The sequence below is a fragment of the Pedobacter sp. Bi27 genome (assembly GCF_918698255.1).
Lineage (GTDB): Bacteria > Bacteroidota > Bacteroidia > Sphingobacteriales > Sphingobacteriaceae > Pedobacter.
The window spans coordinates 340,803-352,757 of the sequence record NZ_CAKKMW010000004.1 but is presented as its reverse complement, the minus strand read 5'-3'; the positions used below and the strand labels follow the sequence as shown (position 1 = coordinate 352,757).

Below are 11,955 nucleotides of genomic sequence, written 5' to 3'. Positions count from 1 at the left end.
TTTTTATAAATATATTTTAGCCAAATGAACATTAACCTTGAGGAAAAATTTGCCGAGCAATACCATAAAAAAGCTGATGCCGTTTATTTTACTCCCGGGCGTGTTAACCTGATCGGCGAACACATCGATTATAATGGCGGTTTGGTTATGCCCTGTGCCATTACCCTGGGAACCTGGGTAGCCATTGCCTCAAATAATGATCATAAATTCAGGTTTAAAAGCTTAAACTTTGAAGTTCAAACTGAGGTAACAAGTAATACCACAAACGATAAAGATGGCAGCTTATGGGCCAATTACCCTATAGGTGTGATCAACGAATTTATTAAGGATGGAAAAGAAATTAATGGCGTAGATTTTCTGTTTTATGGAAATATTCCGATCGGATCAGGGCTCTCCTCTTCAGCTTCTATAGAAATTGCCACTGCTTATGCTTTAAATACTTATTTTAATCTTGGTTATGATCAACTGGAACTGGTTAAAATCGCCAAGCGTGTTGAAAATGATTTTATAGGCTTAAATTCTGGTATTATGGATCAGTTTGCAGTTGCTTTTGGCGAAAAAAACAAAGCGATTGTTTTAGACTGTGAGACTTTAAAATACAAAATGGTTGATGTTGACCTGGGCAAATATGTTTTGGCCATCATCAATACCAATAAACCAAGAGAATTAGCAGATTCGAAATACAACGAACGTGTAGCAGAATGCCAAACCGCAGTGAAATTGCTGAACCAGGAAATAACACTTCATTATCTTTGCGAATTAACTGCCGAGAAATTTGCATTACACAGCCATTTAATAACAGATGAAACTATTTTAAACCGTGCAACACATGTGGTTAAAGAAAATGATCGGGTTCATTTAGCGGCTAAAGCCTTAAACGGCGGAAACCTGGAAGAATTTGGCCGCTTGATGTATGCCTCGCACGAGTCATTAAAAACATTATATGAAGTAAGCGGAAAAGAATTGGATACAGTTGTAGATTTTTGCATAGACTATGAGCAAGTTATTGGTGCCCGAATGACCGGTGCCGGATTTGGTGGATGCGCAATAGCTTTGTTAGAGAAAGGCTTTGAAGAAGACTTTGCCAAACATTTAACCGATTATTACGTAGACAAGATTGGCTACCCTGCCGCAATTTATATTAGCGAAATTGGCAATGGCCCACATTTAACAACAGATACCTATGAATAAGCACAGTTTCCGAAATTATATCCAATCGATGTAATCCCTCAATCTGTGTAATCAATTAAAATAATGAGAAAATTAAAATTAGACGAGCTTAATCGTCCGGATATTGTAGCGTTTAAAGCGCAGGAAAAATTACCTGTTGTGGTGGTGTTGGATAATGTGCGCAGCATGCACAATGTAGGTTCGATATTCCGCACAGCCGATGGATTTGCATTGGAAAAAGTTATCCTTTGTGGCATAACGGCTCAACCGCCACACCGCGAAATTGAGAAAACAGCGCTAGGCGCTACGCAATCTGTAGATTGGATTCATTATACCGATACCTTACAGGCAGTTGATGCCTTAAGGGCCTTAGGTTATGAGATCATTGCAATAGAACAAGCCGAAAACAGTACCATGCTGAACACTTTCCAGCCCGATCAGGGCAAAAAATATGCACTGATTTTTGGAAACGAGGTTGATGGTGTGAGCGAAGAAGTGATGGCAAAAATTGATGAATGTATCGAAATTCCTCAATTTGGAACCAAACATTCCTTTAACATCGTAATCTCTGCCGGTATTGTTTTTTGGGATTTCTTCGCTAAATTGAGACTGTAATTCATCTATTTTTTTAACCACAAAGCACACAGAGAAAGGGCGCAAAGAACACAGTGTTGATCAGACTTATAAAATGGAAAATTTATTATTAAAAAAACTTCAGGTTAAACCTAACTACACGGTTAGGGTAATAAATGCACCCCAGGATGCGGTTACCATTTTTGGCGAGGTCGATCCATATATTGCTATAAAATATACTGAAGAAGTTTATTTTAATGTATTAATCATTTTTACCACAAGCACAGATCAACTTAACCAGCAAATTGAAAGTAATATTTGCCATATTGATGCAAAAACTATTTTTTGGGTGTTCTATCCCAAAAAATCTTCAAAAATCAAATCTGATCTTGATCTGATGAAAAGCTGGGAAGAGCTTAAAAAGTTTGGTTTAACACCCTGTGCTTCAGTTGCAGTAAATGAAACATGGACTGCCCTGCGTTTAAAATTCATCACTGAGGTAAAGCCATCAGGCTTGAGAAATGATCATATTAAGACCAATGAATTTGGCGGATATATAGATCCAGTGAATAAAACCGTTACACTCCCAGAAGATTTAAAAAGCCTTTTAGAAAGTCATCCTAAAGCATTAGATTACTTTAACCAGCTCGCTTACTCCCACCGGAAAGAATACGTACTTTGGCTTTTATCTGCGAAACAGGAAAAGACGCGTACAAACAGGCTCGAAAAAACGCTGGAGATGTTACTGAACAATAAGAAAAATCCGTCAGACAAGTAGAATTTAAACTACTACATTAAAGGTTCTTTTTAATTTTTTGTATAGAATACTATACAAAAATAAACATGATTTCAGTTACGTAGTAACATTTTTGCGAAATTTATTTACCCTCCTAATCTTCTGATAACATGCTATTTGTAAGAAAAATAATGCTTTTGGCAGGGTTTTTTCTTAGTCCATGCAAAACAGTATGATGTAAAAACTGTTAAGAGACTAATATTTACAAAATAGAAAAACATGAATACAAGAATTACTAAATCAACAATGTTGATTGCTTTATTAGGTTTATCATCACAATTATTTGCACAGGAAACGCCAACTACCACTACAACAGGTTCTAGGTTTGGAGAAAAATCTTTTCGTACCTGGAGCGTAGGTGTACATGGAGGCATACTTTCTCCTAATACTATTTTCGGTTCGGGAAGTGTTACCGCAAAAGAATTTAAAAGTATCGGTTACGGCGTAAATGTTAGAAAGCAAATTTTACCATCTTTAGGGTTGCAGGCTGATTTTTTAAGAGGCGATATCAAATCGACAAACGGAACTACTGATTTTCAACAAAGCGTTGAATGGTCTGGCGCATTAACCGCTGTTTTTAACGTTGCCAATATCAACATTAATCAAGAAAATGCAGTTTTAATCCCCTATTTAAAAGGTGGTGCTGGTTATATGTCGTCTGATTACAGTACGAGTGGTGCTGTAGTAAGCGAAAGCAATAACAGAGAAGGCTGGTTTATCCCAGTAGGTGCCGGTGTTAAACTAGGTGTTGCAAAAGGAATCAATATTGATTTAGGTTATGATGTTAATTTTATTAAATCTCCAGAATCTTTACCGAAAAGCAGATTCGCTTATGCACACGCTGGTGTAGAGTTTGCATTAGGTAGTAAAGACAAACCTCAGTTGCAAAATTACAGTTCGTTAGCAAACTTACGTAAAGAAAGTGCTGAGGAAAGTGCTGAATTAAGAAGAGCATTATCAACCGCAGAGCAAAATGCACAACGCGATAGAGAGCAGTATGCTAAAGATTTAGGTGATGATGATAATGATGGTGTAGCAAACAAATTCGATAAATGTCCAGGTACCGCATCAGGTACTGTTGTTGATGGTTCTGGTTGTCCGATCAAAGTTCAACGTGAAGTAATTAAAGAAACTAAAGTAATTACTGAAGCTGACCGTAAAGTTGTTAAAGATGCGATTTCTAACTTAGAGTTCGATTTAGGTAAATCAACTATCCGTTCTAAATCATTTGCTACTTTAAACCGTGTTGCTGGTTTATTGGTTGAGAAAAACTTCAGCTTAAAATTAGCTGGTCATACTGATAATACCGGCGGTAGAGAATTAAACTTACGTTTATCTAAAGACAGAGCAGAATCGGTAAAAGCTTATTTAGTATCGCAAGGTGCAAATGCATCAAGAATTGAAGCTACAGGTTACGGACCTGACCAACCAATTGCAACAAACAAAACTGCAGCTGGCCGTCAACAAAACCGTCGTGTAGAGTTTACTTTATATTAATGGTAAATAAAGGTTAACAGAAAGCTCCTCAGATTAATTTCTGAGGAGCTTTTTCTATATACGTTGCTTCATGCTGAATTTATTTCACTATTGTCTGGTTGAAATTGATTTAGAAATAAATAGACTTATTAGCTAACTAATTTGTTTATGTTTTAAAATCTATTTCCAAGGCACTCCCGTTCTTGATCTCACTCTTGTTTCGCCGTTTATCTTGCCGGCTGGGCTAAGCGGTATCCGTTGAAAAAGTGTGATGATCAAAGAATCCACAATGAACAGTTTATCATATTGTTTTAACCGGCTGTCTGGTAAAAGATGCTCATACCCTTTATACAAAAGCTCGTTATGAAACAAGGTCAGTATGGCTGACCGCATAAAAACAAAAAAGGTCGTGGTTTGCACCACGACCCCTAAAAATATAGAATTTAAAACCTACTATGCGTATGCAACTGCGTCTTTCGATGCCAGTTTAGTTGTTCCCATTAAGTATTCGTCTACCTTACGGGCAGCCTCTCTACCTTCTGAAATGGCCCAAACTACTAATGATTGTCCCCGGCGAACATCACCTGCGGCAAAAATCTTAGCAATATTGGTTTGGTAAGTGTGTTCAGATGCTTTTACGTTTCCACGGTTATCCAATTCCACACCTAATTTCTCAATTAAACCTTCTTTTTGAGGATGTAAGAAGCCCATTGCCAAAAGCACCAGTTCGCATGGAAGATCTCTTTCGGTACCAGCCACTTCTTTAAAAGTAACCGGACGTCCGTTTGCATCAATTTCCCATTCTACATCAACTACTTTTAATGCTTTAAGGTTTCCTTTTTCATCAGCAATAAAGTTTTTAGTATTTACCGACCAGGCCCTTTGTGCACCTTCTTCGTGAGAAGAGGTGTTTTTTAGCAACATTGGGTAATTTGGCCAAGGCATATGCTCGTTACGTGCCTGTGGTGGCATCGGCATAATCTCGAATTGCGTAACCGATTTCGCACCATGACGGTTTGAAGTACCAATACAGTCAGATCCGGTATCGCCACCACCAATTACGATTACATTTTTACCGGTAGCCATAATATCTTCCGCTTCAACGGCTCTGCTCGCTACACGTTTATTTTGTTGTTTCAAGAAATCCATTGCAAAGTGAACCCCTTTGGCAGAACGGCCGTCAATTGGTAAATCGCGTGGAATAGTTGAACCACCAGCCAATACAATCGCGCTGAAATCGCGTAACAAAGTACCTATTTCAACATTTTCGCCTACATTGGCATTACATTTAAAAATGATGCCTTCTTCCTTCATTAAATCGATACGGCGATCTACTACATTTTTCTGTAGTTTAAAATCAGGAATACCGTACCTCAATAAACCACCTGGAGCATCATCACGTTCGAAAACGGTAACTTCATGTCCAACTTTATTTAACTGAGCGGCAGCAGCTAAGCCCGCAGGACCTGAACCAATTACAGCAACTTTTTTACCAGTTCTGATTAATGGTGCTTTTGCTTTGATAAATCCTTTTTCGAAAGCAATTTCGATGATGTGTTTTTCAATTTCCTCGATAGAAACCGGCGGGCGGTTAATGCCTAATACACATGCAGATTCGCATGGTGCAGGGCAAATTCTACCTGTAAACTCAGGGAAATTATTGGTGCTTAATAAAATATTTGCAGCTAATTCCCATTTACCTTGATAAACAGCGTCGTTAAATTCTGGTATTACGTTACCCAATGGGCAGCCTGATTGGCAGAAAGGCACGCCGCAATCCATACAACGGGCAGCTTGATTATTTAATTCTTTTGAGGGTAATTCATTTAAAAATTCCCCATAGTGTTTTACACGTGTTGCAGCCTCTTCTCTGGTGGGCGCAACTCTATCGTATTCTTGAAATCCTGTTACTTTTCCCATGGCCTAGTGTGTTTTTACTTGTTGATTACGTTTGCTTAAAACTGCTTTGTATTCTTTAGGGAATACTTTTACGAAATGAGCAGATTGAGTTTTCCAGTCGCTTAAGATAAACTCCGCTACTCTACTATCCGTTAAGCGGATATGCGTTTTAAGTAAAGCTAAAATACGTTCTTCATCTTCAGCTTGTAATGGATCAAGATCAACCATTTCTTTATTGCATTTGCGTGCAAAAGTTCCGTTGGCATCATAAATCCAGGCCACACCACCACTCATACCAGCAGCGAAATTGCTTCCGGTATCACCAAGAATAAGCACTTCACCACCTGTCATGTATTCACAACCGTGATCGCCCACTCCTTCAACAACAGCTGTTGCACCAGAGTTACGTACGGCGAAACGCTCACCTGCTTTACCACGGGCAAATAACTCACCAGAAGTTGCACCATAAAGGGCTACGTTACCGATAATGATATTTTGCTCAGGGATAAAAGTTGAGTTTGAGAAAGGATAAATGGCCAATCTTGCGCCCGATAATCCTTTACCCACGTAATCGTTTGCTTCACCTTCTAATGATAAGGTTACACCACGGGTATTGAAAGCACCGAAACTCTGTCCGGCCGAACCAACAAATTTAAAGTTGATCGTATCTGGAGGTAAACCAGCACCTAAATGAACTTTCGAAATTTCATTTGATAACATGGTACCCAATGCACGGTCAGTATTTTTTACATCGAAACTGGCAAAAACAGGTTCGTTATGGTCAATGGCAGGTTGTGCAGCGGCAATTAATTTATGATCTAAAACATGATCTAAACCATGATCCTGACCTTCGGTATTAAATAAAGGCAAACCATTTTCTTCAGCTTTATACAATATAGCTGATAAATCAAGGTGTTTCAATTTCCAGTCTTCAGCAGGCAATTCGCGTACTTTTAAAATATCAGCCTGACCGATCATTTCGTGGATGGTTCTGAAACCTAATTCAGCCATAATCTCACGTAACTCTTCCGCAAGGAAATAAAATAAGTTCACTACATGATCAGCATCACCGGTAAATAATTTTCTTAATTCCGGATCTTGTGTTGCCACGCCAACCGGACAAGTATTTAAATGGCATTTACGCATCATAATACATCCCGAAGTAACCAAGGCTGCTGTTGCAACACCCCATTCTTCGGCACCTAATAATGCAGCGATAGCGATATCTCTACCCGTTTTAAGCTGACCATCTGTTTGTAGCACGATACGGTTACGCAATTTGTTTTTTACCAAAGTTTGGTGTGCTTCTGCTAAACCTAACTCCCATGGTAAACCAGCATGTTGGATTGAAGTTAAAGGAGATGCTCCCGTTCCACCATCAAAACCAGATACCAGAATCACATCAGCATGTGCTTTAGCAACACCCGCTGCAATAGTACCTACGCCAGCTTTCGAAACCAGTTTCACATTGATCCTTGCTGCACGGTTAGCATTTTTCAGATCAAAAATTAACTGTGCTAAATCTTCGATCGAATAAATATCGTGGTGAGGTGGAGGTGAAATTAAACCAACGCCTGGTGTAGAGTGACGAACTTTTGCAATCCAGTCATCTACTTTGTGTCCTGGTAATTGACCACCTTCTCCTGGTTTAGCACCCTGAGCCATTTTAATCTGTAACTCATCAGCATTGGTTAAATAGTAACTGGTTACACCAAAACGTGCAGAGGCAACCTGTTTAATTGCCGAACGCATGCTATCGCCATTTGGTAATTTAGTATAGCGCATTTCATCTTCACCACCCTCTCCGGTATTGCTCTTTCCACCGATACGGTTCATGGCAATGGCTAAAGTAGAGTGCGCCTCATGAGAAATTGAACCGAAGGACATTGCCCCTGTTGCAAATCTTTTTAAAATTGCTTCAGTAGATTCTACCTCATTTAAAGGCACCGATGGGCGGCTATAATTAAATTCGAACAATCCACGGATGGTATAAGCTTGTTGTGTTTGCTCATTCACCAGTTTAGAGTACTGTTTGAAAATATTGTAATCGTTTTTACGGGTTGCGTTTTGCAACAAGTGAATGGTTTGCGGGTTAAACAAATGCGCTTCACCTTTACGGCGGAATTTATAAGTTCCACCTGCTGGTAACAGGTTTTCGGTTTCTGTTAACGGACCAAAACTGCGGTGATGTTTAATTAACGTTTCTTTTGCAATTTCATCAAGCCCTAAACCACCAATACGTGAAACTGCACCGGTGAAATAAGTATTCACTACTTGTTTATTTAAACCTAAAATCTCGAAAATCTGCGCACCCTGGTATGATTGTAAGGTTGAGATTCCCATTTTAGAGAAAATTTTAAGTAAACCGCTATTTACCGCGTAGATATAGTTTTTGGTAAGCTGCTCTGTTGATAAACCCGATTCTGCTTTAAACTCGTTAATGGTTTCTAAAGCCAGGTAAGGGTTAATCGCCGTAACACCAAAGCCTAGTAAGGTGGCGAAATGATGTACTTCCCAAATATCGCCGGCCTCTATCACAATACCTACAGCACCACGGTATCCTTTGCGGATCAAGTGATGGTGTACAGCAGAAACTGCCAATAAAGAAGGCATTGCAGCATGCTCAGAGTCAATAGCCCTATCGGTTAGTACAATTACCTGGAAACCATCTTCAACCGCGTCAACCGCATACCGGCATAAACGGTCTAAGGCTTTTGCCATAGCACCCGGCTTACCATCGGCCCTGAAATAAGTCTGTAAAGTTTTCGCCTGGAAAACACCTGTATCAATACTTCTTAACTTCTCTAATTCCTGATTGGTCAAGATTGGGTGTTTAATGGCTACACAGTGCGCTTGTTTTGGAGTTTCTTCCAATAAGTTACCCATGCTACCCATAAAACTGGCCAAACTCATTACCACTTTCTCCCTGATCGGATCAATTGGCGGATTGGTTACCTGAGCAAATAACTGCTTAAAATAAGAAGATAAATGCTGAGGACGTTTTGATAAAATAGCCAGTGGTGTATCGGTACCCATCGAACCGATTGGTTCTTTACCTTCAATGGCCATTGGTTTAAGCAAAAGATCTACATCTTCCCTGCTGTAACCAAAAACCTGTTGATATTTAAAAATAGATTCTGTAGATAAGCCTGTGAACATTACACGTGGCTCAGGTAATTCCTCTAAACGGATCTGGTATTGATTAATCCAATCGGCATAAGGGCTTTTACCACAAACTTCTTCTTTAATTTCGTTATCGCTGATAATCCTACCCTGCTCCATATCCACCACAAACATTTTGCCTGGCGTTAAACGGCCTTTTTCAATTACGGTACTTTGGTCGATGGCTAATGCGCCGGCCTCAGAACCCATAATTACGCGGTCATCAGAAGTAATGGCATAACGGGAAGGACGAAGACCATTACGGTCTAAAGTAGCACCGATTAATTTACCATCGGTAAAAGCAATGGCTGCAGGTCCGTCCCATGGCTCCATTAAAGTAGCATGGAATTCGTAAAATGCCCTTTTAACAGGATCCATATCTTCGTTACCATCCCAGGCTTCCGGCACCAACATCATTAATACATGAGGCAGGGTTCTTCCAGAGTGAAGCAACAGTTCAATAACATTATCTAAACAGCCTGAATCTGAATTCGTTTCATCAATTACAGGTAGTAACATATCTAATTCTTCCGGCGTAAAGTAAGCAGAAGCAAAAGACTTAACGCCCGCTCTAAACCAGTTTAAATTTCCCTGTAAAGTATTGATTTCACCATTATGTGCAATAAAGCGGAACGGCTGGGCCAACCTCCATGAAGGGAAAGTATTGGTTGCAAAACGTGAGTGAACTAAACCTAAAGCAGAAACCATGCGCTTATCGGTTAGATCGGTAAAATATGTACGTACCTGTAAAGAAGTAAGCTGACCTTTATATATAATGGTTTGTGCAGAAAGCGAAACAATATAAAAATCTTTACCACCATGAACGGTGTTTACGATCAGTTTAATCAGGTAATTTTTAAAAATATAAAGTTTACGCTCGAAATCTGCCCCTGGTGCTACTGCATAAGGACGGGCAATAAATACCTGCTCAATTTCTGGTTCAACAGAAAGGGCCATATTGCCAATATCTGTTGTATCAACATCAACTTTTCTAAAGCCTAAAATTTCCAGGCCTAATTTTTCGGCGGCACGGTAAATCAATTCTCTGCACTCTTCTCTCGATCTGATATCTTTTGGCATAAATAACATACCTACACCATAATTATTGGTTTCTGGTAGGCTAAAGCCAGCTTTTAAACATTCGTCGTAAAAAAATTCGTGAGGAATCTGAATCATAATACCTGCACCATCGCCTGTATTTGGTTCTGCTCCACATGCCCCTCTATGATCTAGATTCTCTAAAATAGTAAGTGCATCAGAGATGATTTGATGCGATTTTCGCCCTTTCACATGCGCAACGAACCCAATACCGCAGGCATCGTGTTCAAATTGCGCATCGTACAATCCACTGTTTGGTTCCATTCTTTGCTCGTTAGTTGTTAGTGTATAGGAAACACTAAGATACGAAAAACAAATCTTAAATTACAGAGTTGACACGATTTTTTGAATAATTTTAGTCCTTAAGTAATTTAAGGCTTTAAAATTAAAATATTGATAATAATTAAGCTTTATAATTGCAACATTTATAATGATAATATTGTACAATAATTCCTGTTTTTCTGTAAAAAATAAGGCTAAAACGTTTTAATTGCGTATTTATATATAAAAAAATCATTTACAAATGAATATATAATATGATAGCCTCTTGTTTCGCTATTTATTTTGCTTGTTTAAAAATACACATTTTAATTTTATTAATTTACTAATCAGCTACATAGCGTAAATGACTAAAAAATTAGAAAAATGCATTTTGTGAAACAACATCTTTTTCTACCTTTGTGGCGGGCAAGTCTTTTACGACCAGCTCCCTTTGAACTCCCCCAGGGTGGGAACACAGCAAGGGTAGAAGGTTGTAGCGGTGCGATAGAAGGTGCTTGCCCTTTTTTTTCTTTTCCCTTAATCCCCTGAAGGGGGAACTAAATTCTTCAGGGTTCAATCATAGAAACTCAAATATTTAAGAATTTATAAACATGAAATTTTTTATTGACACAGCAAATCTTGATCAAATCAAAGAAGCGCAAGATCTTGGCATTTTAGATGGCGTAACCACCAACCCTAGCTTAATGGCGAAAGAAGGTATTACTGGCGAACAAAATGTAATTAACCATTATAAAGCGATCTGCGATATTGTTGATGATAACGTAAGTGCAGAAGTTATTGCTACTACTTTCGATGAGATTGTTAAAGAAGGTGAAGCTTTAGCCGCTTTAAACCCGAAAATTGTAGTAAAAGTACCAATGATTAAAGATGGTGTTAAAGCCATTAAATATTTCTCGTCAAAAGGAATTAAAACCAACTGTACTTTAATTTTTTCTGCCGGACAGGCATTATTAGCTGCTAAAGCCGGAGCTACTTATGTTTCTCCGTTCTTAGGCCGTTTAGATGATATTTCTAGCGATGGTTTGGTTTTAATTGAAGATATCAGAACTATTTTTGATAACTACGGTTACGAAACTCAGATTTTAGCTGCATCAATCCGCGGACCATTACACATCGTTAACTGTGCTAAATTAGGTGCTGATGTAATTACTGCACCATTGGCTGCTATTGCTGGTTTATTAAAACACCCACTAACAGATAGCGGTTTAGCTACATTTTTAGCTGACCACGCTAAAGCTGCTGGGAAATAAGAATTATAAAGTCGAAAGTCTTTAGTCCTAAGTCTTGAGTCGGATTTCCGGTTTAAGACTTAGGATTTTTTGTTTTATGGCATCTTACGAAATCTCAATGGGCAGCGCGTGGAAGGATTTCGTAAGTATATCAAAGATTAGTAGAAATCTGCAGGCTTCTGACTGAAGAAACTTTCCCGTGCAATTTCCTCTGTAAACTTCGTAAGTCATTGATTTATAATGTGTTAACGATGGAAGCGGCGTCCTTTT

General features: G+C 38.8%; 7 protein-coding genes and 1 other RNA gene. 6 read left to right on the top strand and 2 right to left on the bottom strand.

From position 1 onward, the window contains the following. Positions 1-24: 24 nt before the first annotated feature. The 4 genes from LQ227_RS15320 to LQ227_RS15305 all read left to right on the top strand — a co-directional run bounded on the left by LQ227_RS15320 (position 25) and on the right by LQ227_RS15305 (position 4,036). Entirely contained in the window at positions 25-1,191 is a 1,167-nt protein-coding gene (locus tag LQ227_RS15320; protein ID WP_230141112.1) for a galactokinase, read from the top strand. Positions 1,192-1,254: 63 nt separating this feature from the next. Further along, positions 1,255-1,785, top strand: coding sequence for an RNA methyltransferase (locus LQ227_RS15315; RefSeq protein WP_230149891.1), 531 nt, complete (start codon positions 1,255-1,257; stop codon positions 1,783-1,785). 73 nt (positions 1,786-1,858) lie between these two features. Further along, positions 1,859-2,521, top strand: coding sequence for a YdeI/OmpD-associated family protein (locus LQ227_RS15310; RefSeq protein WP_230141108.1), 663 nt, complete (start codon positions 1,859-1,861; stop codon positions 2,519-2,521). Positions 2,522-2,758: 237 nt separating this feature from the next. Next, a complete protein-coding gene (locus tag LQ227_RS15305) occupies positions 2,759-4,036 on the top strand; it encodes an OmpA family protein (RefSeq protein WP_230141106.1) in 1,278 nt (425 codons plus the stop codon). A gap of 432 nt (positions 4,037-4,468) precedes the next feature. Here the strand turns inward: LQ227_RS15305 and LQ227_RS15300 are convergent, their stop codons facing one another. Then, positions 4,469-5,935, bottom strand: coding sequence for a glutamate synthase subunit beta (locus LQ227_RS15300; protein ID WP_230141104.1), 1,467 nt, complete (start codon positions 5,933-5,935; stop codon positions 4,469-4,471). A 3-nt stretch (positions 5,936-5,938) separates the two neighbouring features. Then, a complete protein-coding gene (gene gltB, locus LQ227_RS15295) occupies positions 5,939-10,438 on the bottom strand; it encodes a glutamate synthase large subunit (protein ID WP_230141102.1) in 4,500 nt (1,499 codons plus the stop codon). A gap of 421 nt (positions 10,439-10,859) precedes the next feature. Between gltB and ffs the strand changes: the two genes are divergently transcribed. Both ffs and fsa read left to right on the top strand, forming a co-directional pair. Beyond that, positions 10,860-10,959: signal recognition particle sRNA small type (gene ffs / locus LQ227_RS15290), an RNA gene on the top strand. An 87-nt stretch (positions 10,960-11,046) separates the two neighbouring features. Beyond that, positions 11,047-11,706, top strand: a complete 660-nt coding sequence (gene fsa / locus LQ227_RS15285) for a fructose-6-phosphate aldolase (RefSeq protein WP_131032427.1) — start codon at positions 11,047-11,049, stop codon at positions 11,704-11,706. Positions 11,707-11,955 lie beyond the last annotated feature (249 nt).

What these genes read in the sequence shown, in the direction of transcription:
- LQ227_RS15320 (WP_230141112.1), top strand. Translation starts at nt 25, where the DNA reads ATGAACATTAACCTTGAGGAAAAATTTGCCGAGCAATACCATAAAAAA.
- LQ227_RS15315 (WP_230149891.1), top strand. Translation starts at nt 1,255, where the DNA reads ATGAGAAAATTAAAATTAGACGAGCTTAATCGTCCGGATATTGTAGCG.
- LQ227_RS15310 (WP_230141108.1), top strand. Translation starts at nt 1,859, where the DNA reads ATGGAAAATTTATTATTAAAAAAACTTCAGGTTAAACCTAACTACACG.
- LQ227_RS15305 (WP_230141106.1), top strand. Translation starts at nt 2,759, where the DNA reads ATGAATACAAGAATTACTAAATCAACAATGTTGATTGCTTTATTAGGT.
- LQ227_RS15300 (WP_230141104.1), bottom strand. Translation starts at nt 5,935, where the DNA reads ATGGGAAAAGTAACAGGATTTCAAGAATACGATAGAGTTGCGCCCACC.
- gltB (WP_230141102.1), bottom strand. Translation starts at nt 10,438, where the DNA reads ATGGAACCAAACAGTGGATTGTACGATGCGCAATTTGAACACGATGCC.
- fsa (WP_131032427.1), top strand. Translation starts at nt 11,047, where the DNA reads ATGAAATTTTTTATTGACACAGCAAATCTTGATCAAATCAAAGAAGCG.